The 22,396-nt window shown below is 70.0% G+C and carries 17 protein-coding genes and 1 pseudogene; 8 read left to right on the top strand and 10 right to left on the bottom strand.

What is annotated here, in order from left to right:
* The first annotated feature begins 10 nt into the window (after positions 1–10).
* Together QMK30_RS13970 and QMK30_RS13965 are read left to right on the top strand one after the other, a co-directional pair.
* The gene (locus QMK30_RS13970) at positions 11–1,951 is read left to right on the top strand and encodes an NAD-binding protein (protein WP_283518277.1); all 1,941 of its coding nucleotides are present in this window, start codon (positions 11–13) and stop codon (positions 1,949–1,951) included.
* Between the two features lie 289 nt (positions 1,952–2,240).
* Positions 2,241–3,221 carry a CdaR family protein gene (locus tag QMK30_RS13965; protein WP_502963136.1) on the top strand — a complete coding sequence of 327 codons (981 nt, stop codon included), beginning with the start codon at positions 2,241–2,243 and terminating at the stop codon, positions 3,219–3,221.
* Positions 3,222–3,604: 383 nt separating this feature from the next.
* On the opposite strand, the pseudogene QMK30_RS13960 reads toward QMK30_RS13965, so the two are convergent.
* Both QMK30_RS13960 and QMK30_RS13955 read right to left on the bottom strand, forming a co-directional pair.
* A pseudogene (locus tag QMK30_RS13960) lies at positions 3,605–4,963 on the bottom strand (MDR family MFS transporter); the annotation flags it as partial.
* A gap of 199 nt (positions 4,964–5,162) precedes the next feature.
* Positions 5,163–6,239, bottom strand: a complete 1,077-nt coding sequence (locus QMK30_RS13955; protein ID WP_283518073.1) for an ATP-dependent DNA ligase — start codon at positions 6,237–6,239, stop codon at positions 5,163–5,165.
* Positions 6,240–6,338: 99 nt separating this feature from the next.
* On the opposite strand from QMK30_RS13955, the gene ligD reads away from it, so the two are divergent.
* Positions 6,339–7,352, top strand: a complete 1,014-nt coding sequence (gene ligD / locus QMK30_RS13950) for a non-homologous end-joining DNA ligase (RefSeq protein ID WP_283518072.1) — start codon at positions 6,339–6,341, stop codon at positions 7,350–7,352.
* Positions 7,349–8,458: an ABC transporter permease gene (locus QMK30_RS13945; RefSeq protein ID WP_283518070.1), complete on the top strand. Its 1,110-nt coding sequence runs from the start codon at positions 7,349–7,351 to the stop codon at positions 8,456–8,458. The genes ligD and QMK30_RS13945 overlap by 4 nt, the downstream gene beginning before the upstream one ends.
* A 171-nt stretch (positions 8,459–8,629) precedes the next feature.
* On the opposite strand, the gene QMK30_RS13940 is transcribed toward QMK30_RS13945, so the two are convergent.
* Both QMK30_RS13940 and QMK30_RS13935 read right to left on the bottom strand, forming a co-directional pair.
* Positions 8,630–10,786 (bottom strand): OmpL47-type beta-barrel domain-containing protein, encoded by a 2,157-nt coding sequence (locus QMK30_RS13940; RefSeq protein WP_283518068.1) that lies wholly within the window; start codon positions 10,784–10,786, stop codon positions 8,630–8,632.
* 93 nt (positions 10,787–10,879) lie between these two features.
* On the bottom strand, positions 10,880–13,309 hold the full coding sequence (locus QMK30_RS13935; RefSeq protein ID WP_502963141.1) for a ThuA domain-containing protein: 2,430 nt from the start codon (positions 13,307–13,309) through the stop codon (positions 10,880–10,882).
* Positions 13,310–13,577: 268 nt separating this feature from the next.
* Here QMK30_RS13935 and QMK30_RS13930 point away from each other — a divergent pair, with 268 nt between their 5' ends.
* The 3 genes from QMK30_RS13930 (at position 13,578) to QMK30_RS13920 (ending at position 15,495) form a co-directional block, all read left to right on the top strand.
* Positions 13,578–14,561 carry a multicopper oxidase domain-containing protein gene (locus QMK30_RS13930; RefSeq protein ID WP_283518065.1) on the top strand — a complete coding sequence of 328 codons (984 nt, stop codon included), beginning with the start codon at positions 13,578–13,580 and terminating at the stop codon, positions 14,559–14,561.
* A gap of 297 nt (positions 14,562–14,858) precedes the next feature.
* On the top strand, positions 14,859–15,062 hold the full coding sequence (locus QMK30_RS13925) for a DUF5999 family protein (protein WP_283518063.1): 204 nt from the start codon (positions 14,859–14,861) through the stop codon (positions 15,060–15,062).
* Positions 15,063–15,249: 187 nt separating this feature from the next.
* Entirely contained in the window at positions 15,250–15,495 is a 246-nt protein-coding gene (locus QMK30_RS13920; protein ID WP_283518062.1) for a WhiB family transcriptional regulator, read from the top strand.
* Positions 15,496–15,718: 223 nt separating this feature from the next.
* Here the strand turns inward: QMK30_RS13920 and QMK30_RS13915 are convergent, their stop codons facing one another.
* The 6 genes from QMK30_RS13915 to QMK30_RS13890 form a co-directional block, all read right to left on the bottom strand.
* Entirely contained in the window at positions 15,719–16,699 is a 981-nt protein-coding gene (locus QMK30_RS13915) for an acyl-ACP desaturase (protein ID WP_283518061.1), read from the bottom strand.
* 119 nt (positions 16,700–16,818) lie between these two features.
* On the bottom strand, positions 16,819–17,595 hold the full coding sequence (gene ddaH / locus QMK30_RS13910) for a dimethylargininase (RefSeq protein ID WP_283518059.1): 777 nt from the start codon (positions 17,593–17,595) through the stop codon (positions 16,819–16,821).
* A gap of 105 nt (positions 17,596–17,700) precedes the next feature.
* Entirely contained in the window at positions 17,701–19,305 is a 1,605-nt protein-coding gene (locus QMK30_RS13905) for an ABC-F family ATP-binding cassette domain-containing protein (RefSeq protein ID WP_283518057.1), read from the bottom strand.
* 329 nt (positions 19,306–19,634) lie between these two features.
* Entirely contained in the window at positions 19,635–20,051 is a 417-nt protein-coding gene (ssgD, locus tag QMK30_RS13900; protein ID WP_283518056.1) for a spore wall synthesis regulator SsgD, read from the bottom strand.
* A 143-nt stretch (positions 20,052–20,194) separates the two neighbouring features.
* Positions 20,195–20,611, bottom strand: a complete 417-nt coding sequence (locus QMK30_RS13895; protein WP_283518055.1) for a (4Fe-4S)-binding protein — start codon at positions 20,609–20,611, stop codon at positions 20,195–20,197.
* Between the two features lie 21 nt (positions 20,612–20,632).
* Positions 20,633–20,941 (bottom strand): GNAT family N-acetyltransferase, encoded by a 309-nt coding sequence (locus QMK30_RS13890; RefSeq protein ID WP_283518054.1) that lies wholly within the window; start codon positions 20,939–20,941, stop codon positions 20,633–20,635.
* Between the two features lie 122 nt (positions 20,942–21,063).
* Between QMK30_RS13890 and QMK30_RS13885 the strand changes: the two genes are divergently transcribed.
* The gene (locus tag QMK30_RS13885; RefSeq protein WP_502963135.1) at positions 21,064–22,209 is read left to right on the top strand and encodes a WD40/YVTN/BNR-like repeat-containing protein; all 1,146 of its coding nucleotides are present in this window, start codon (positions 21,064–21,066) and stop codon (positions 22,207–22,209) included.
* Positions 22,210–22,396: the final 187 nt, after the last annotated feature.

Genomic DNA, 22,396 nt, shown 5'->3' with positions numbered 1-22,396 from the left:
CGAGCACCACATGATTGTCAGTGGCGACGACGCGCTCGCCCACCGGCTGGCCGCCGAGCTGTCCGAGGTGTACCGGGCGCGGGTCACCCTCGTCGTGCCGCCCGCCCGGGACCTGCGCAACCCCCCTGACCCGGTCACCGGCCGGTTGCCGGGCCGGGCCTCCGCGCTCTTCGGGCGGGTGTCCGCAGCCATGAACCGAACGGCCCCGACGCCGGACGGTGACGGCGAACCGCCGGACCCGGTGCGGCTCATGGAGGCGTTCGTCGTGGACGACGCCGTTCTGGCCGAGGCGGGAGTGCAACGGGCCAGCGCGCTCGCCCTCGTCCATGACGACGACGAGACCAACATCCGCGCCGCACTGACCGCCCGCCGCCTCAACCCCCGGCTGCGCCTGGTCATCCGGCTCTACAACCGCAAGCTCGGCCAGCACCTGGAAGACCTGCTCGACCAGGCCGCGGCGGTCGCCGCGCCCGGCCTCGACACCGCCGACCTGGACGCCTCCACCACCGTCCTGTCCGATGCCGACACCGCCGCGCCCGCGCTGGCCGCCACCGCCGTGGCCGGCACCAGCAAGATCGTCCAGGCCGACGGGCTGCTGCTGCGCGCCGTCGAACGCAACCCGCCCGCGCGCGGCGAGGTAGCCGACCCCGGGCTGTGCACCCTGGCGCTGCTGTCCTCCACCACCACCAACCCGGCGGGCAGCGAGGGTTCCGAGCGCAGCGGCGACGGGCCGCAGCTGCTGCCCGACGACCGCGGTGTGGCCGCCGCGACGGGCCGGGGCACCATCGTCCTCGAAGCTGTCACCCACACGACCACCGCACCGCCGTCCGGACCGCTCGCGGGCCGCGGGGTACCGATCGCCTCGCTCTTCTCCCGCCGCCTCCTGTGGGCACTCGCCGGCCTTGCCGCCGCCGTCCTGGGCCTCGCCGTCGCCTCCTGGACCACCACCGGCGACCACCCGCTGCACGCCGCCTACGTCACCCTGCTCGACCTCTTCGGCATCGGTGACCCCGCCGTCGGCGAGCCGCTGGACCGTCAGCTCCTGCAACTCCTCGCCGGCCTTGCCGGGATGTTGCTGCTGCCCGTCCTCTTCGCCGCCGTCCTGCAAGCGCTGGGCGCCCTGCGCAGCGCCTCGGGGCTGCGCAGGCCACCGCGCGGCATGTCCGGCCATGTCGTCCTGCTCGGGCTCGGCAAAGTCGGCACCCGCGTACTGGCCCGGCTGCGCGAACTCGACATCCCCGTGGTGTGCGTGGAGGAGGACCCGGAGGCACGCGGCATCGCGCTGGCCCGCCGGCTGCGCGTGCCGACCGTGATCGGCGACGTCACCCAGGAGGGCGTACTGGAGGCCGCGAAGATCCACCGCGCGCACTCCATGCTCGCCCTCACCAGCATCGACACCACCAACCTCGAAGCGGCCCTGTACGGCCGCTCCGTCAAGGCCGACCTGCGCGTGGCCCTGCGGCTGTACGACGACGACTTCGCCACCGCCGTCTACCGCACCCTGCGCGCCGCCCACCCGCGCGCCCTGACCCGCAGCCGCAGCGTCTCCCACCTCGCGGCGCCCGCCTTCGCCGGAGCTATGATGGGGCGCCAGATCCTGGGCGCCATACCGGTGGAGCGCCGGGTCCTGCTGTTCGCCGCCGTGGAGGTGGCGGGCCTGCCGCAGTTGGAGGGGCGTACGGTCGCCGAGGCCTTCAGCTCCGGCGCGTGGCGGCTGCTCGCCCTGGACACCGCGACCCCCGACGACCGGCGCACCGACCTGAGCGCGGCGCGCGCCGACGACGGCGATCGCGCCGGGGGCAGGGATACGCCGCCCCGCCTGATCTGGGACCTCCACCCCGGTTACGTACTGCGCCCCGAGGACCGGGTCGTCCTCGCCGCCACCCGCCGCGGCCTCGCCGAGATCCTGGGCGGGCGACCGGTGCCGCAGCCCGACGCGGGGGCGCTCTGAACCCGCCCGGCGGTCCGGAGCTGCCGCCCCCTGTACGGCAGCTCCGGACCACGCTCGTCGGCGTGCGGTCCAGAGGGTGGCGCATGCGTCGTCGGCCACCGGTGGGAGCGTGGGGTCCGACAGTCCCAACCGATGCGCGGGGCCCGGCAATTCCCGGATTCGCCCCGAAACCGAACCGCGGCCGACCCGAAACCGGCCCGCAATCGAACCGAGCCCGACCGTTTCCTCCCGGGCCCCGCGTCCCATGGGCACACGAACCCGCCCACATGGCCGGATTCCGGCTGTCTCTATGCTCGGGTCAGGAGCGAGGCAAGATCCGGGGGAACGCGTGGCAGCACGAGAAGTGTCCGACGAGTACCTCGACGGCTATGCCCGCATACTGACGGAGGTCGCAGCCACCGGCCGTCGCCTCACCAGGGACGCACTGGACTCGCGCCGAGCCCTCGGGGAACAGGCCGCCGACGCCGGGCACGGACTGCGCGCCCTGGTCATCAAGCATCTGGCCGCCACCCGGGCGGCCTGGCCGGGGGCCGCCGCCTCGGCCGACAGTGTGCTGGCCGCGGTGGAGCAGGCCGTCGACGCCTTCGCCGAGGGATACGAGCGGGCTCAGCGCATGGCGGTGCGTCAGGAAGAAGCGGCCCGGCGGGAGTTCATCGACGACCTGCTGCACGGCCGTGGCGATCTGGGCCGGCTCGCCGCCCGCGCCGAACGCTTCGGCCTGCGGCTCTCGCGGGAGCACGCCGTCGCGGTGGCCGAGGGAGACGAGGCGTACGAGGACACCGACGCCGTGACCCGCCGGGTGGACGGCGAACTCATCGGCCGCTTCGCCGACCGCCGCATCCTGCTCGCCACCAAGGACGGCCGGCTGATCTGCATCGTGCCCGGCGACCAGCCCGATGTACTGGCCCACTTCGCCAAGCAGGCACACGCGGCCACCGACGTCGGCCGGGTCGCGATCGGCCGCCACAGGACGCGGAACCCCCGGCTCTCGCGGCGACCGAGGGTCCGGCCCGCGGTACCGGGGTCGGCTCGTCGATCTGAGGGCCGGCCGGCCGTTCAGTGCCCGGCAGGCACCCCGTGCGCCAGGTCCTCCGCGAGCAGCCGCTTGGCGATCGTGTCGACGGCGGCCAGTAGTTCCGTGCCGCCCGGCCGCCCGCCGTCCTGCTCCAGTTGCTCGCCGAGCCACTGGGCCCAGGCCTTCGCGATCAGTTCGGCCTCGCGCTCTCCGGCCGCCGTGTGCGACAGCAGGTTCGCGTCACGGGTGAGGTAGCCCTCGTCCACCATCCGGTCGAAGATCGGGAGCAGTACCTCGGGCGGGATACTGCGACGGGTCGCGATCAGGCCGAGGCTGGCGTGTCCGACCAGGCGGGTGAACTGGGCGACCTGCATCACCGCCCAGGCCCCGGCGATGTCCAGCCTGGTGTCGGACGCGTTGATGATGCGCCGCGCCGTGTGGTCGCCCTTCTTCTGCAGGATCTTCGCGACGGACAGTTCCAGGAGCTTCGACGAATCACCCGAACTCGGCGAGGCGAACCCCTCACCCATGTTCGCGGAGCTCGCACGGGCGGTGTCGCGCAGCTTGACCTGCTTGAGGAACAGCGCGACCAGGAAACCCACGATCGCGACGGGAACCGTCCACAGGAAGACGGTGTGCAGCGAGTCGGCGTACGCCCCGATGATCGGCTCGGCCTGGGCGCTCGGCAGCGTATGCAGCCCCTCCGGGCTCTGGGCGGCCTTGGCCACGGTGGCCGGGTCCGCCCCGCCGCCCACCCGCGCGGCCTCGGCGACGCCCTCCTTGAGCTTGGGTGCGAGGGAGTTGGCGTAGATCGTGCCGAACACGGCGGTGCCGAACGAGCTGCCGAGCGTACGGAAGAAGGTCACGCCGGAGGTCGCCGTGCCGAGGTCGGTGTACTCCACTGTGTTCTGCACGGCGATCGTCAGCACCTGCATGCACAGGCCGATACCGACGCCGAGCACGAACATGTAGAGCGACTCCAGCCAGGCACTGGACTCCGCGCCCAACAGCGAGAGCAGATACAGGCCGACGCCCATCACCAGCGAGCCGACGATCGGGAAGATCCGGTACTGGCCCGTCCTGCTGACCACATTGCCGCTGAAGATCGACGCGATGAGCAGACCGAGGACCATCGGGAGCATACGCACGCCGGAGATCGTCGCCGAGTCACCGTCGACGTACTGCAGGAAGGTCGGCAGGAACGTCATGGCGCCGAGCATCGCGAAGCCCACGACGAAGCTGAGGACCGAGCAGACCGTGAAGACCGGATTGGAGAACAGCCGCATCGGCAGCATCGGTTCGGCGGCGCGCGTCTCGACGACGCAGAAGAGGGCCAGCGAGATGAGGCCGCCCGCGAACAGGCCGATGATGATGCCCGAACCCCACGCGTACTCGTTGCCGCCCCAGCTCGTCGCCAGAATCAACGCGCTGGCGCCGACCGCGACGAGCGCGATGCCCAGATAGTCGATGACGGGTTTCGCGGCGGAGCGTACGGCGGGGATGTTGCGGGCGGCGGCGATGACCACGACGATCGCGATCGGCACATTGACGTAGAACGCCCAGCGCCAGGTCAGATGGTCCGTGAAGAGACCGCCGAGCAGCGGGCCGATCACCGTGGCGATACCGAAGACCGCCCCGATGGCGCCCTGGTACTTGCCGCGCTCGCGCAGCGGGATCACATCGGCGATCAGAGCCATCGAGGTGACCATCAGGCCGCCCGCGCCGATGCCCTGCATCGCCCGCCAGGCGATCAGCATCGTCATGTTGCCCGAGAGGCCGCACAGAAACGAACCGGTGATGAAGATGATCGCCGAGACCTGGAAGACGACTTTGCGGCCGAAGAGATCACCGAACTTGCCGACCAGGACGGCGGCGACGGTCTCGGCCAGCAGATACGCGGTGACCACCCACGACATGTGCGCCGCGCCGCCGAGCTCCGAGACGATCGTCGGCAGCGCGGTGCCCACGATGGTCTGGTCGAGCGCGGCCAGCAGCATCCCGAGCATGATCGTCCCGAAGACGATATTGCGCTGCCGTCTGTCGAGCACGGGCGGCTCCCCGGGCGGCGCGGCGGGGCGGGTCTCGCTGGTGGTGGTCACCTTCGCACCCTCACACCGGGGGCGTTGGGGCGCATGCGGTGCGGGCCCATTCAGGCGGCCCGCACCCCCCGCCGGGCGCCCGTGCCGAGAGACACGCTCACGACGTCCCGAACACGTCCGCGAGGTCGTAGCCGACGGGCTCCTCCAGCTGGGTGTACGTGCAGCTCTCCGGGGTCCGGTCGTCGCGCCGGCGGCGGAAGCGGGCGGTGTGCCGGAACCGGTCGCCCTCCATGTGGTCGTACGCGACCTCGCACACCGTCTCGGGGCGCAGCGCCACCCACGACACGTCCTTCTTGCCGGACCAGCGGCTCGGCGTACCCGGCATCCGGGACTGCTCGTGGGCCGACGGATCCGCCCACGCGGCCCAGGGATGCCCCTCGGCCTCGGGCGACTCCATGCGCAGCGGCTCCAGCTCGGCCACCAGCTCCGCGCGCCGGCTCATGGTGAAGGCCGCGCACACCCCGACGTGCTGGAGTACTCCCGCTTCGTCGTAGAGGCCAAGCAGCAGCGATCCGACGATCGGGCCGCTCTTGTGCAGCCGGTAACCGGCGACGACGCAGTCCGCAGTCCGCTCGTGCTTGATCTTGTACATCAGACGGGTGTCCTGGCGGTACGGAATGGCCAGCGGCTTGGCGATCACGCCGTCGAGCCCGGCGCCCTCGTAGCGCTCGAACCATTCGCGGGCCACCTCGATGTCGGTGGTCGCCGGAGCCAGATGGACCGGGGCGGGCACACCGTCGAGCGCCTCGGACAGGGCCTCGCGGCGGTAGCACAGCGGGGCGTCGAGCAGCGCCTCGTCCCCCAGGGCCAGCAGATCGAACGCGACGAAGCTGGCGGGCGTCCGCTCCGCCAGCATCCTGACCCGGGACTCCGCGGGGTGGATGCGCTCGGTGAGCCGGTCGAAGTCGAGCCTGCCGTCGTGGGCGATCACGATCTCGCCGTCCATCACACAGCGGAAGGGCAGCGCTTCGAGCAGCGATGCGGCCAGCTCGGGAAAGTACCGGGTCAGCGGCTTGCCCGACCTGCTGCCGATCACCAGCTCGTCGCCGTCCCGGTGGACGATCGCCCGGAACCCGTCCCACTTGGCCTCGTACTGCATGTCCGGGCCGGGCGGAATGTTGGCCACGGCCTTGGCCAGCATCGGTTTCACGGGCGGCATCACCGGGAGATCCATGGTCCGATTCTGCAACTATTTATGCGCAAGCGCCCGGTATGCCGTCTCGGTCCCATGCCCGGTATGCGGCAAGAGCCCGACCGGCCTACCGTGGCCGACATGGGTGAAGCGGTGGAACTGCAGGCCGGTGGGCGGACCGTGAGACTGTCCAGCCCCGACAAGATCTACTTCCCCGCGCGCGGCTACACCAAGTGGGACGTGGCGCAGTACTACCTGGCCGTGGGGGAGGGCATCACCCGCGCCCTGCGCGACCGCCCGACCACGCTCGAACGGTTCCCCGACGGCATCGGGGGCGAGTCCTTCTACCAAAAGCGCGCCCCCAAGAACCTGCCCGACTGGATTCCCACCGCCAAGATCGCCTTCCCCAGCGGCCGGGAGGCCGACGAGGTGTGCCCCACCGGGCCCGCCGCCGTCCTGTGGGCCGCGAACCTGGGCTGTCTCACCTTCCACCCCTGGCCGGTGCGCCGGGGAGACACCGACCACCCCGACGAACTGCGCATCGACCTGGACCCGCAGCCGGGAACGGACTTCGGGGACGCGGTCAGGACCGCTCACGAACTGCACACGCTCCTCGACGAGCAGGGGCTGCGCGGCTGGCCCAAGACCTCCGGCGGTCGAGGACTGCACGTCTTCGTCCCGATCGAACCCCGCTGGACCTTCACGGAGGTGCGCCGCGCCGCCATCGCGGTGGGCCGCGAACTGGAGCGGCGGATGCCGCAGCGGGTCACCACCGCCTGGTGGAAGGAGGAGCGCGGCGAGCGGATCTTCGTCGACTACAACCAGACCGCACGCGACCGCACCATGGCCTCCGCGTACTCCGTACGGCCGCACCCGCACGCACCCGTCTCCGCGCCGCTGGGCTGGGACGAACTCGACGATGCCGAGCCCCAGGACTTCGACCTGGTCACCATGCCCATCCGGTTCGCGGAACTCGGTGACGTCCACGCGGACATGGACGACCACGCTTTCGCACTGGACGGGCTCCTGGAGCTGGCCGACCGCGACGAACGGGACCACGGGCTCGGCGACATGCCGTACCCGCCGGACTATCCGAAGATGCCGGGCGAGCCCAAACGGGTCGCGCCCAGCCGGGCGAAGCACGACGACGCATGAGCGGGGAATCGGGTCTGAGTGAGCAGCCGGACATGGGCGGGCGGCCGGAGACCAGCGAGCCCTCGCGCAGCAGCGAGGTCCCGGACGGCAGCGAGGCCCCGCACACCAGTGGGCAACGCGCCCCGCACGGCGCCCACGGCAGGCCGCTGAGCTGGGGGGAGAAGTGGACGGCCTTCAAGGAGTCGCCGTTCCTGCCCGCCATCGTCCTGGCGTTCATCCTGGCCGTGGCGGCCGGGCTGTTCGCCGGTTCCTACACGTACACGATGGCCAACCCCACCCCGCACCGGATCCCCACCGCCGTGGTCGGCGACGCGCAGAGCCCGCGCGGCAAAGCCTTCGTCCAGGGCATGGAGAAGGCCCTGAACGCCTCGATGGACCTGACCCGGTACGACACGGTGGCGCAGGCGCGCGAGGCCGTCGACGAGCAGACGGAGTTCGCGGTCCTGCGGATCAAGGGCCCTGGTGTGGAGCTCGACGTGGCGGGCGCCTCGGGAGCCACGGTCGCCCAGGTCCTCGCCGAGAGCGGCGCGAAGGTCGGCAAGGCGGTCGGTGTTCCCGTACAGATCAAGGACATCAAGCGGTTGCAGAAGGGCGATCCGCGCGGCCTCGCCCTTTTCTACATCTCGCTCGCCGCGGTGATCATCGGCTTCGTCGGCGCCATCCAACTGAGCGTGCACGCCCGTGGCCTCAACCCGGCCGAGCGCATCGCCTTCACGGCGGCGTACGCATTGCTCGGCGCGCTCGCGATCGCGGCGGTGGTGGACCGGTGGCTCGGCGCCCTCGACCTGCCGTTCGTCGAGTCCTGGTTGATCCTCGCGCTCACCATGTTCACGTCCGGCATGGTCTTCACCATGTTCAACACCCTGATGGGCCGCTGGGCGATGATCCCCACCTGGGGCCTGATGGTGCTCCTCGGCAACCCGTCGTCGGGCGGCGCGGTGTCCTGGCCGCTGCTGCCCTCCGTACTCGGGCACATCGGCCGCTGGCTGCCGCCCGGCGCCTCGGTGAACGCGCAGCACACGGCCGTGTACTTCCAGGGCCACCAGCACCTCCTGCCGTTCCTGGTGCTGGCCGGGTGGGCGCTGGTGTCCTGCACGGTGTTCTGAGTCTGGCGCCACCGTCACCCCGGCGGCCGGGAGCGCGCGCCCGCCCACGCGGTGGCCCATGCGGTCGCGCCCGCGGGCTGAAAGGTACGAGGCCCCCCACCCTGCTCTCGCAGGACGGGGGGCCTCGTCAACTCGCCCTCCGCTACAGCAACTCTCTTCCTGCTAGAGCTGCTAGAGCTGCTTGATGCGGATGTCGCGGTACGAGATCACATCGGTGGTCCCGTGGACCTGGAGCCCGATGTAGCCGGAGGCGTACCGCCGGCCGTCCGTTCCCGGGTCGTCGCCGCGCGGCGGGGTGAAGTTCTGCCCGCCGGTGTTCTCGAACTCATTGATCAGGACACCGTTGCGGAAGATCGAATAGTGCTGACCCTCCACCCGGATCTCGTAGTCGTTCCAGGTGCCCTTGGGCGTCACGCCCGCGCCGCCCAGACCCACCCGGTCGAAACCGTAGAGCGAGCCGGTCTTGTACATGTCGCCGTCGGGACGGTCGAGGATCTGCACCTCATGGCCGTACTTGATGGCGACCCACTCCGGACGAGACTCCTCCGGATGGTCGTGGACCTGCGGGAAGCGCACGAAGACACCGCCGTTGGCGTTCCCGGTGGCCGGGGCGTCGTCCCGCCACCGCAGCTTCAGGGAGAAGTCCTCGTACTTGCGCTCCGGGAACCACAGCATGCCCATGCCGGCGACCGTGGTGCTGCTGGTCATCGACCCGTCGGGGTTCAGGCCGAACGAACCGCCTCCCACATGCTGCCACTTGTTGAACGACGACTGGCTGCCGTCGAAGAGGTCCCGGTAGCCCTCGGTCTGGCCGGGCTTGCCGATTCCGGACTGCTTGGCCGCCCTGTAGATCTTCTTGTGCTCGCGTGCGTCGATGACACCGTCACTGAGCAGCTTGTCGAGCACCTTGTCGACGTGCTTGAGGAACAGGGCGTGGGACGTCCACTCCTTCTCGTCCTCGATGAGCTCGTTGACGGTGCAACGGCTGCGCGTGATGCGGTTCGGCACACCGGTGTCGACCGTGCCGACGATGACCGTCAACCGCTCGTCGTGCTCGGGGCAGTTGGGCGCCGGAACGCCACCGCCCTCCGCGATGGTGAACGCCACCTGCTTCGCCGGTGACGTGTTGCCGGCCTTGTCCGTCGCACGGTGGGCGACGGTGTGCCGCCCCACGCGGTCGACGATCACGGGCACCGTGTACGCGAGGTACGGGCCGCCGTCGAACGAGTACTCGACCTTGTCCACGCCCGAGCCCGCGTCCGTCGCGGTGAGCGCCACCTTGGCGCTGGTGATGTACGCGCCGTCGGAGTTCTTGGTCCCGGTGACGGTGGCCGAGGTCTCCGGCGGGGTCTTGTCCTCGGTCGGCGGTGCGACGACGGTGAAGTCGACGGCCTTCTCCGCGGCGACATTGCCCGCCTTGTCGGAGGCCCGGAATCGGACCTTCTGTACGCCGACCTGGTTGACCATGACGGGTGCGGTGTACGGCTGCCAGGCGCCCGCCGCCCCGATCACGTACTGGATGGTGTTGACACCCGAGCCGGTGTCGGACGCGGTCACCGTGACCGTCGCCGTGCCCAGGTACTCACCCTGCGGATTCTTCTCACCGCTGACGGTCGCCGAGGTCTCCGGCGGGGTCTTGTCGTCCGTCGGCGGTGCGACGACGGTGAAGTCGACGGCCTTCTCCGCGGCGACATTGCCCGCCTTGTCGGAGGCCCGGTAGCGGATCTTGTGGGTTCCGACCTCGTGGACCATGACGGGCGCGGTGTAGAGCTGCCAGGCACCGGCCGCCCCCACCGCGTACTCGACCTTGTCCACACCGGAGCCCGCGTCGGTCGCCGACACGGTCACCGTGGCGTGCCCGATGTACGCGCCGTCGGCGTTCTTCTCACCCTCGACCTTCGCGGAGGTCTCCGGCGCCGCGGTGTCCTCGCCGCCGCCCTCGGTGACAATGAGGATGCCCTCCATCGAGCCGTGGCCCGGGATGGTGCAGTAGTAGCGGTACCTGCCGGGCTTGAGCGTGACCGTGGCGCTGTGCTTGCCCGCCTGGTCGTCGCTCGGGTTGGCGAGCAGGTTCAGCTGTACGTCGTTGTTGTACTCGGGGTCGGACACATCGAACGTCAGCGTGTGCGGCATCCCGGTCGTGTTGCCGGTCGCCGTGCTGTTCTCGAAGACGATCGTCGTCTCCCCGGCGACCGCCGTCGTCGGGAAGCTCAAATAGTGGTCGATGGGGTCGCCCGCGGTCCAGTTGAGCGTCTGCGCCGCAGCGGCCGGGGCCGCCGCTTCGTCGTCACGCCCGTACGCCGAGGTCGACGTCAGCCCGAGAACCATCAGCAGGGCGGCGGCGAGCGCCGTCCACAGCCGCGCCGAGCCGGTCCCTGGGAATGATCGTGGTGATGATCGGGGAGTTCTTCGCCTCACTGTCTACTCCGCCTTCCTGACCAGGTCCTTGGCGGCCGGGGTCGGCCCGCCACCCTTGTACGTCACGTGCCACAGCGCCGACTTGGAGTCCGAGGTGAAGAAGCCCCGCCCGTAGTCCAGGACATAGAGCGAGCCGTCCGGCGCGAACTTCCAGTCCATCAGGTTGCGGATACCGTCCGCGCCCACCGGGATGATCTTCTTCAGGGACTCGGCGTGGGTGGTCAGCCCGCCCTTGCCGACGGTCTTGGGATCGGTGAGCACCGCGTGCCGTGGCTGGTCGGCGTCGTAGAAGTCACCGACGAACCACTTGCCGTCCCAGTACGACGGCCACTTCTGCGCGCTCGCGGTGGCCGCGTCGAAGCGGTAGACCGGGCCGTTCATGGCGGCCTGGCCGCCGCCCTTGAGCCACGGCAGGAGCAGCTTCTGCTCCTCCACCTTGTAGCTGGGGATGCCGTTGGCGTCGCGCGGGTAGTCGGGGCCGCCGCCCTGCGGCGAGTACCAGATGGTGTTGGGCGTGACGGGCGGCAGGTTCACCAGGCCGTCGTTGTTGGGCGACTCGTTCTTGGGCGCGGCGCAGTTGTACCAGCCGAGCGGCTTGCTCGGGTCCGGCAGATTGCGGTCGCGGTAGGGCTGGTTGTTGCCCATGCAGTACGGCCAGCCGTGGTTGCCCGGCTTGGTGATGGCCGCGAACGTGTCGTACTTGGCCGGCCCCCAGGTCGTTGATGGCGCCCCGGCGTCCGGGCCGACCCAACCGGCGTACAGGGTGTCGGTCTTGGTGTCGATGGAGATCCGGGCCGGGTTGCGTACGCCCATCACATAGATCTCGCCGCGCGTCTTGTCACCGCCCTCGTCCGGCTCCTGGCCGGTGAAGAGGTTCCCCGCGGGCAGGGTGTACGTGCCGTCGTCCTCGGGGTGGATGCGCAGGATCTTGCCGTTGAGGTTGTTGGTGTTGCCCGCGGTGCGGCGCGCGTCCGCGAAGGACACGCCCTTGAAGTTCGGCTCCGGGTTGTTGCCCGAGTAACCGTCGCTGAACTGCGAGGAGTTGTTGTCACCGGTGGCGATGTAGAGATTCTGCTTGGAGTCCCAGGCCAGTCCGCCGCCCGAGTGGCAGCAGCTGTGGATCTGGACCGGCCAGTCGAGCAGCACCTTCTCGGAGGCGAGGTCGAGCTTGTTGGTCGCCGGGTCGAGCGTGAACCGCGATACGCGGCGATCGGCCATGTGCGTATCGCGGTTGATCTTCGAGTGGGGTGTGTAGTGCAGGTACACCCACCCGTTGGAGAGGTAGTCGGGGTCCAGCTCCATCCCGAGCAAACCCTCCTCGTTCTTGGTCAGCTCGCCGCCGCCGCCCTTGTTGCCGAAGACGGTCAGCGCACCCGCGAGGGTCGCCTTCTTGGTCTTCGGGTCGTAGACGTGGACCTGGCCCTGCCCCTTTCCGATGTCGGGGTTGTTCCAGTCGGTGACGACGGGAGCGCTGTTGTCGCCGCCGCCGCGCCCGATGTGGAAGATCCGGCCGTCCTTGGCGGTCACCAGGCCGTGCGGCTCGCCGATCTGGTCGGACTGGCCCGGCTGGTTGGGTGAAGTGACGCGCTCCGCTTCGTAGTTGGCGTTGATGGAAGCCGAGCAGTTGGCCTGCGTCAGACGCGTCGTCCACTGGAGGGCGCCGCGCAGGTGGTCACGGAAGTCCGTCTCCTGGAAGGAGTAGACCGTGCCGCCCATGCCGGTGTAGAAGGACCGGCCGCCGTCGTAGTCACGGCACCAGGAGACCGGGTGGTCCGCGCCGTTGGCGCTCGTCCCCGGCTTGTACGTCGCCTCCCGGACCCGGGCCACGGTGTGCACGTACCCGGACGGATTCTTCGTCCAGTTCAGCCACTTGTCGGGCCGCTTCCACTCCAGCGGCAGGCTCTTGGTGGCCGGGTGCTGCCGGTCGCCGATCTCCACGGTCGCCCGCTGCGCGGTCGTGGGACCGCCCGCGGCCGGCCGTGCGCCGATCAGGCCGGTGAACCAGTCGGAGTACGGCTCGGTACGCGCCGCGTCGTGGAGCCCGAGGAACCCGCCCCCGGCCTCCATGTAGGTCTCCAGGCCCGCTTCCTGCTCCGGGTCGAGCACATCGCCGCCGCCGGTCAGGAAGACGACGGCATTGAACTTGCCGAGCTTGGCCTGGGTGAATATGGACGCGTCGTCGGTGGCGTCGACGCGGAAGCGCTGTGCGGCGGGACCCGATTGGCCGATCTTCTCGATCGCCTCGATGCCCGCGTTGACGATGGGCGTCTCCTCGCCGGCCGAGGCGTGGAAGACGAGTACCCGGACATTGTCGCCACCGGGCGGTGACGGCAGGGACAACGTTGTCTTTGGAGGCTCGGGATAGGGCCTCGCGGCGGCTGTGGTGCCGCCGACCCCTCCGAGCAGGGACGCGGTTACGGCGGAGGCCAACAGGCCTACCGCGAGTGCGCGTTGAGGCCTTGGCCGTCTGGGCCGCGATTGTGGTGTGCGGAGCATGCGTTCACCCACCCCTCTCAGGTCACAGCAACAGCCGCTGAAACTAGACCCCTTTTCGCGGTCCGCCAATAGATAGGACCGGGATCCCGTCAACTTTGTCCTGGGTGTGGATAAACGAAGATCGGCCGGTTACCGTGTGGCGTCCCAGTGGTCACCGTGGTCACTGCGCAAGCCACAGTCTCCGTTCCACAGTGGGGAGTCCGGCATGGACAGACGCAGTTTCAACCGACGCATGCTGGTGGGTGGTGGCGTGGCCGCCGCGACCGGTGTGACATCGTTGTCGGTGGCCGGCATCGCCGAATCGGTCCCGGCCGCGGAGAATCCGCCCCCCACCGCGCCCGCCGGTGGGCAGGTGAAACACCTGAAGATGTACGCCGAGAAGCTTCCCGACGGTCAGATGGGGTACGGCTCAGAAAAGGGCAAGGCGTCCATCCCCGGCCCGATGATCGAGCTGATCGAGGGCGACACCGTACACATCGAGTTCGAGAACACGATGGACGTCCCCGCCAGCCTGCATGTCCACGGCGTGGACTACGACGTCGCCAACGACGGCACGAAGCTCAACAAGAGCCATGTGGAGCCGGGCGGCACCCGCACGTACACCTGGCGCACGCATGTCGCGGGCAAGCGCAAGGACGGCACCTGGCGGCCGGGCAGCGCGGGCTACTGGCACTACCACGACCACGTGGTGGGCACGGACCACGGCACGGGCGGCATCCGCAAGGGGCTCTACGGCCCGCTGATCGTGCGCCGCAAGGGCGACATCCTGCCGGACAAGACCTTCACCATCGTCTTCAACGACATGACGATCAACAACAAGCCCGGCCATCAGAGCCCCAACTTCCATGCCACAGTGGGCGACCGGGTGGAGATCGTGATGATCACGCACGGCGAGTACTACCACACGTTCCATATCCACGGTCACCGCTGGGCGGACAACAGGACCGGTCTCCTGGAGGGTCCCGCCGACCACAGCAGGGTCATCGACAACAAGATCACCGGACCGGCCGACTCCTTCGGCTTCCAGATGATCGCCGGTGAACACGTGGGCGCGGGCGCCTGGATGTACCACTGCCACGTCCAGAGCCACTCGGACATGGGGATGGCCGGGCTGTTCCTCGTCGCCAAGCCGGACGGCACGATCCCCGGCTACGAGCCGCACCACCCGACGGAGCACGAACACTCCTAGAGGGGGTGTCCGGCCGATCTCCGCGGCGTCGCGGGGGCTGGCACGCACATCCGCGGCGTTGTCGTCGGTCGCCGACGCTCCGCGTCGACTCCCTCCCCCGCCTTGCCGCTCCACCCACCAGACCACGCTCCCTCACCCACGGACATCGGCCGGACACCTCCTACCCGTACAGACCTTGGAACGCCCCATTTCTGGGTATTGACATTCCAGGAACTGCGACGAGTTCTCCCCGCGTGTTGAGTCAATACAGGCAGAGGAACGTACTCCTGTACGAGGCCATCGAATTGGAGGTGCGGCATGTGTCGGCACCAGCCCCCGTGCCCGTCCGCCGACCGCATCGACCGGGGCGCCGCGCGCACCGTCGAGTTCCACCCCGAGCAGGGCTGGAGCCGGCTGTGCAACGGTGCGATCGTCTTCGACGACCTGGGGCAGCTCCTGCCCGACGGCCGTATCTTCCCGCCCGGTGGCCCCGCGCCCCGGCAACTGCTCACGGCGGTCTGAGGAGGTGGGCGCGGTGAGGGTGACCCGTATCCGTATCACCAGGACGACAGCGCGTCCGAGGGAGGTGCGCGAGCTGGATCTGCGTACCCCCTCGGGGCGCGTGCTTCCGTACTGAACCGTCACCGGCGAAGCGGGCGTTGAGTGGACGTTCAACGGATGTTGATCGCGCCGGGGCAGCGTGTCCGGCATGCCGATCAACATCACCACCGAACACGAACTCTCCTGGCAGGAGACAGCGTTGTGCGCCCAGACAGGGCCCGACTTCTTCTTCCCGGCCCCCGGCAGCTCCACCCGTGAGGCCAAACAGCTCTGCGGGGCGTGCCCGGGGCGGGTCGCCTGCCTGGACTACGCGATGAGGAACGACGAGCGGTTCGGCGTCTGGGGCGGCCTCTCCGAGAAGGAGAGACTGCGCCTCAGGCGTGGCCGAGGCTGAGCACCGCGGCTCGGGCGGTGGGGATCGCGGAGAAGGCGCTGGGGCTCATCCGCGAGGATGCCCGCACGAACGCCTGAGAGGGATCCGTCCGGCGCGCACGCGATCGTCGGACGCGAAAAGGGGAGAGCGGATCTCCCCGGGAGCGCACCCGAACGCCGGACCGGCTGAACCTTCCAGCCTGTCCGGCGTTCGTACGGACCAGGGGTCCGGGGTGCGTCCTGGGTCAGGAAGCCGCGGCGGCCCGTGCGGCCATCCGCGCCTTGCGCGCGGCCAGCTTCGCGTCGAACTTGCTCGCCTCCGCGTCCAGCCCGCCCATGTACAGGCCGAGCTCCTCCTGCGCCTTGAGACCGTCCGGGCCGAGCCCGCCGATCTCCATGACCTTCAGGTAGCGAAGGACCGGCTGCAGTACGTCGTCGTGGTGGATCCGCATGTTGTAGATCTCGCCGATCGCCATCTGGGCGGCGGCGCGCTCGAAGCCGGGCATGCCGTGACCGGGCATCCGGAAGTCGACGACGACATCGCGTACGGACTGCATCGTCAGGTCGGGGGCGAGCTCGAAGGCCGCGCCCAGCAGGTTGCGGTAGAAGATCATGTGCAGGTTCTCGTCGGTCGCGATCCGCGCCAGCATGCGGTCGCAGACCGGGTCGCCCGACTGGTGTCCGGTGTTGCGGTGCGAGACGCGCGTCGCGAGCTCCTGGAAGGCGACGTACGCCACCGAGTGCAGCATCGAGTGGCGGTTGTCGGACTCGAAGCCCTCCGCCATGTGCACCATCCGGAACTGCTCCAGCTTGTCCGGGTCGACGGCCCGCGAGGTGAGCAGGTAGTCGCGCATCACGATGCCGTGCCGGCCCTCTTCCGCGGTCCAGCGGTGCACCCAGGTGCCCCAGGCGCCGTTGCGGCCGAAGAGGGAGGCGATCTCGTGGTGATAGCTCGGGAGGTTGTCCTCGGTCAGCAGGTTCACGACGAGCGCGATCTTGCCGATCTCGGTGACCTTGGACTGCTCGGGCTCCCAGGCCTTGCCGTCGTCGAAGAGACCGGGGAAATTGCGGCCGTCGGTGAACGGGACGTACTCGTGCGGCATCCAGTCCTTGGCGACCTTGAGATGGCGGTTGAGTTCCTTCTCCACCACCTCCTCCAGTGCGAACAGCAGTCGGGCGTCGTTCCACGCGTCCGAACTGCCGAGTTGGGGAGAGGTGATCGTCACGGGTGCTCCTGGGGACGGGGGCGGGGGTTACCTACGGCTTCGTAGGTTACGAGACCGTAGGTTAAGCGCGCGGTAAGAGCTGAGCCAAGTCTCGGATCGTAATGCCCCGTTACGTTCAGTTATGCATACAGGTCACGGAGGCGTACCGAGAGGCATGTCACGCAGCCTTCCAACTTCTCGAACTCGCTGATTTCCACCAGAACGGGCTCGTGCCCGAGATCGGCGAACAGCTCGGCCGTCCTCGGCGCGCTCGCGGCCATCAGCAGCTTTCCGCCGCCCAGCAGCACCACGTGCGCCCCCGCCTCCTCCGGCACCGGCAGAAAGCGGGGGAACAGCGAGGGGGCGTCCACCAGCGGCTCATAACCGATGACCGTGCCGTCCGGCAGCGCCGTCACGGCGGACTTCAGATGCAGCACCTTGCTCATCGGCACGGCCACCACCCGCGCCCCGAGTGGCTCGAAGGCCTCCCGCAGCTGCAGCACACCCGCGGCGTTCGTGCGGCCGCCGCGCCCGACATAGACGGTGTCGCCGATCTTGAGGACATCACCGCCGTCCAGGGTGCCCGGCTCCCACACCCAGTTCACCGAGCAGCCCAGCCGGGCCACCGCCTCCTCCACGCCTGCGGTCTCCGGCCTGCGCGTCTCGGCCCCCGGCCGGGCGATCAGGGCCACATTCCGGTACATCACCACCGCGTCCTCGACGAACACGCCGTCCGGGCAGTCGTCGGCAGGATCCACCTCGACGGTCTCCCAGCCATGTGCGCGCAGCGTCGCGACATACGCCCCCCACTGCTCGACGGCCAGCTCCGGATCCACCGGGCTGCGCTCGATGTGGGTGACGAGTCCTTCTGCCAGGCGGGGGCTCGGGCGGCGGACGAGGGCTTTGCTGCTGGGCACGACGGTCTCTCCATCTGCGGGTCGGTGACGGGACAACGGCTGGCGCCCATCATGGACCGTCGCGCCCCGCCCCGGGGCGGGTGGCGCCGCACCCGCACGGCTCCGTCACTCCGGTTCCGCCGCCACCCCCATCTCCAGTCGGCGGGTGATGCCGATCGACTCCAGGAACGGCTCGTCGTGGCTCGCCACGATCAGCGCCCCCTCGTACGACTCCAGGGCCTGGGTGAGCCGCCGTACGCTCGCCATGTCCAGATTGTTCGTCGGCTCGTCGAGCATCAGCAGCTGCGGCGCGGGCTCCGCGAGCAGCAGCGCGGCCAGCGTCGCGCGAAAGCGCTCGCCGCCCGACAGGGTCCCGGCCGGCTGATCGGCCCGCGCCCCCTTGAAGAGGAAGCGGGCGAGCCGCGCCCTGATGGCGTTGTTGGTCGCCGAAGGCGCGAACCGCGCCACGTTCTCGGCGACGGTCAGCCGGTCGTCCAGCACATCGAGACGCTGGGGCAGGAACCGCAGCGGGACGTGCGCCACCACTTCGCCCGACAGCGGCTCCCACTGGCCGGCGATCGTGCGCAGCAGGGTCGTCTTGCCCGACCCGTTGCGCCCGACCAGCGCGATCCGCGCCGGGCCGCTCACCTCGAACTCGCCGCCGACCGAGGCCCCGTAACGCAGTTCCGCCTCGCGCAGCGTCAGTACCCGGCGGCCCGGAGGCACCGTGGTGCAAGGCAGCTCGACGCGGATCTCGTCGTCGTCGCGTACCGCGTCGGCCGCATCGCTCAGCCGGTCCCTGGCCTCGGCCAGTTTCTCGGTGTGCATGATGCGGTGCTTGCCGGCGGACTCCTGCGCGGCGCGCTTGCGGGCGCCCATAACGATCTTGGGCTCGCGCTTGTTCTCGAACATCTTCTGCCCGTACCGCTTGCGGCGGGCCAGCTTCACCTGGGCATCGGCCAGCTCCTTCTTCTGTCGGTGTACGTCGGCCTCGGCGACCCGCACCATGCGTTCGGCCGCCTCCTGCCCCACGGCCAGGGCCTCCTCGTACGCCGAGAGGTTCCCGCCGTACCAGTGGACTTCGCCGTCGCGCAGATCGGCGATCTGGTCGACCCGCTCAAGGAGTTCACGGTCGTGGCTGACCACGACCATCACGCCCGACCAGGCTTCGACGGCGGCGTACAGATGCTGCCGTGCGTGCAGATCGAGGTTGTTGGTCGGCTCGTCGAGCAGGAGCACGTCGGGGCGGCTCAGCAGCAGTGCGGCGAACCGCAGCAGCACCGACTCGCCGCCCGACAGCTCCCCGATGGTCCGGTCCAGGCCGATCCCGGTCAGCCCGAGCTGGTCGAGTGTGGCGCGGGCGCGCGCCTCGACGTCCCAGTCGTCGCCGACCGCGGCGAAGTTGACGTCGGTCGCGTCGCCCGCCTCGATGGCGTGCAGCGCGTCGCGGGCCTCCCGGACGCCCAACGCCTCGTCGACGCGCAGCGCGGTGTCGAGGACCAGATTCTGCGGCAGGTAGCCGATCTCGCCGGACACCTGGATCCTTCCGCCGGCGGGGAGGAGTTCACCCGCCGCGAGCCGTAACAGGGCCGATTTCCCTGAGCCGTTGAGCCCGATGAGCCCGGTCCTGCCGGGGCCGACCGCCAGCTGGAAGTCGTCGAACACGGGCGTACCGTCCGGCCAGCCGAAGGAGAGCGCCGAGGCGGTGAGAAAGGTGGGAAAGGTAGACACAGGGGCCTCCCGGTTGCTGAGAGAAGATCAGGGGCAACGGGTGGAGACACCGTGAAAAGGCACGACAACACGACAGCGAAAAGGCCCCGGGCGGGGGAGTGGGGGGCGGCTCAGGCGTCGAGGTCGCACGCAGCGCGCACGGACTTGTCGGTCCGTACAACACGGTGACTCAGAACCTCAGACGCGCAACGTCCCACTCCGATCGACGACAACAGGGCCATCACCAAAGTACAACGCGGCGGTGAAGGCGCCAAACGATTTGGCGCGCGCCGGGTCGCGGTGCGCCGCGTGGACGCGCGCCGGGCGTACTTCCGGACGTGTGCCGGGCTTCAGGCGGCGTCGCGCAGCAGCTCGGCGAGGTCGTGATCCACATCGAGGTGCAGATGCTCGCCGCCCACGGGGACGAGCTCGTGGGTGCGCTTGAGGAAATGGCGCAGGTCGGAGGTGCGGATATGGACCATCGCGGTGCCCTCGGCGGCATGGAACTCCAGCACGGTCCTGCCGTACCCGTAGGGCCGCACCTGTACGTCGCCCACTCCGGCCCGCGTGTCGACGCCGTCCTCCAGGAGCTCACGGGCGAACGCCCAGGACACCTCGATGCCCTCCAGCGTCGCCGGCGGAGGGAAGCACATGCGCACGGCGAAGGGATCCTCGCGGTCGTACCGCAGGGTCGCGGGAACGGTCTCCATCCGGGGAGTGGATGAGACCAGGCGGGCCTGCACTGCTTGTTCGATCATGATCGCCAATGCCTGCTCCCTCTCATGCGTCCTGTCACAGAGACAGACGACGGAATACGTGATTCCGTGCATGCCGGGGGTGCGTGACCTGCGTCACGATCCGGACGGTCAGGGTGCCAATCCGGCCACTTGTGCCACTCGCACCTCGCACTTCACTTCCCGCCGCACGGGCCCGCGTGATCGCAGTACGGCTGATTCCCGCTCGCCCCGCATCCGCACAGCATCACCCGCGTCTCGTGCCGGGCACCCTGCGCCGTGTCCACCACGAGCTCGCCGCGGAGCAGGAGTTGGCCCGCCGGATTGCGGCCGACGACGGCCGGATGCTCGGCCGTCTCGGCGGGGCCCTCCGGGAACCGGTACTGCAGGGCGCCGGTCGGGCAGCGGCGGACGACCTCGGCGACCAGGTCGGCGGGGCCGCCGTCGGGCTGGATCCAGGGGCGTCTCTCCAGGTCGAAGACGTACGGCAGGCCCCTGATGCACTCCGCCGCGTGCAGGCACCGACCGGGCTCGAAGGTGACGTCGACGAGCCTGCCCGTGTACCGCTTGGCCTTCCCTGGCTCCGCGCTCATGGCAGCTCTCCTGCCTGCCGCTCAGTCCGAGACCTGGCTGCGGCTCTGGTAGGCGAGGTCCGCGTACTCCGGATGGCGGGCGAGATATCCGCTGTAGAACGGACATACGGCCAGCACTCTCAGTCGCGCCGCGCGCGCCGCGTCCAGGGACTCCCTGGCGAGGGCGGAGCCGACGCCACGGCCCTCGTGGGCCGGGTCGACCTCGGTGTGGACGAAGGCGATCAGCTCGTGCGTACGGATGTACTGGGTGAACCCGGCGACGGAGTCCGAGCCGTCCAGCCGGGCCTCGTAGCGGTCCGCCTCCGGGGCGTCGATGACCGTGACTGCCATGAACAGCTCCTTGCCCGTCGTCCGGGGCCGCGCCGCGGCCCCGCTCCAGGCCTCACTCTAGGAACGCGCGGTGCGAGGCGCACTCTGGACGGCGTGGGAGCGGTGGGCTAGTTTCCAGCGCCATGAGGCCCACGGGGAAGTCGCGACGCGTGATGTCGGCGGGACTGTGCGGGGCGGCGGTGGCCGCGGCGCTGGTCACGTCGGCCGAGGCGCGGACGGACGGCATTGCCGGATCCGCCGCCGGATCTGCCGAATTGGCTGGTTCCGCTGATTCCTCTGGTGCCGCGACCGGGGCGAAGCTCGGCTGGAAGCTGACGGACACCGGTACGGACGCGCGGTTCAGGGGCCTGGCGGCGGTCAGCAGGAAGACCGCGTGGGTGGCCGGTTCGAAGGGCACCGTACTGCGCACCGGCGACGGTGGCCGCAGCTGGCGAAACGTCTCTCCGCCGGGCGCGGCCGAGTTGGAGTTCCGCGACGTCGAGGCGTTCGACGGGCGGCGCGCGGTGGTGCTGGCCATCGGGGAGGGCGAGGCGTCGCGGGTCTTGCGCACCTACGACGGCGGTGCGACCTGGAGCGAGAGCTTCCGCAACACCGACCCGAAGGCGTTCTACGACTGCATCACCTTCTTCGACGGCCGCCATGGCCTGGCGATGAGCGACCCGGTGGACGGCAAGTACCGCATTCTGTCCACCGGCGACAGCGGGAAGTCCTGGAAGGTGCTGCCGAGCGCGGGCATGCCTGCCGCACAGCCCGGCGAGGCGGGGTTCGCCGCGAGCGGGCAGTGCCTGGTCAGCTCGGGGGCGCGGGACGTATGGCTGGCCACGGGGGGTGCGGCCACCGCGCGCGTGCTGCACTCGAAGGACCGCGGCCTGACCTGGACCGCCACCGAGTCGTCGATCCCCGCAGGCGACCCGGCCAGGGGCGTCTTCGGGCTCGCCTTCCGCGACCGCCACCACGGCATAGCGGTCGGCGGCGACTACCGTGCGGGCCAGGCCTCCCCGAAGGCGGCGGCGATCACCGGCGACGCCGGCCGCAGCTGGCAGCAGGCCAAGACACCACCGCCCGCGTACCGCTCGGGGGTGGCCTGGCTGCCCCACAGCAGGAACGCGGCACTGGCGGTGGGCCCGGAGGGCACGGATCTGACGACGGACGGGGGCCGCAGCTGGCGCACGATCGACGCCGGCTCCTACGACACGGTCGACTGCACCCGGGACTTCGGCTGCTGGGCGTCGGGCGAGAAGGGACGGGTGGCCCGCCTCGGGGGATGATCCCCCGGCCGATTGAGGACACGCCCCGTCCCGCGCGGGGGATGGCACGTGCGTCGCGCCGGACGGGCGGGATGCTGACGCTGGGGCAATTTCAGCCCGTCCGGCGTTTGAGGACACGCCCGCAGGGCGTCCGGGGGCTCACCCCCGGTTCCGGGGAGGGGCGGGTGGGGAACAGCGCCGCAGGCAA

Origin of the sequence: Streptomyces sp. H27-C3, assembly GCF_030063415.1 — a bacterium.
Lineage (GTDB): Bacteria > Actinomycetota > Actinomycetes > Streptomycetales > Streptomycetaceae > Streptomyces.
This window is presented reverse-complemented; position numbering and strand designations above follow the sequence as displayed.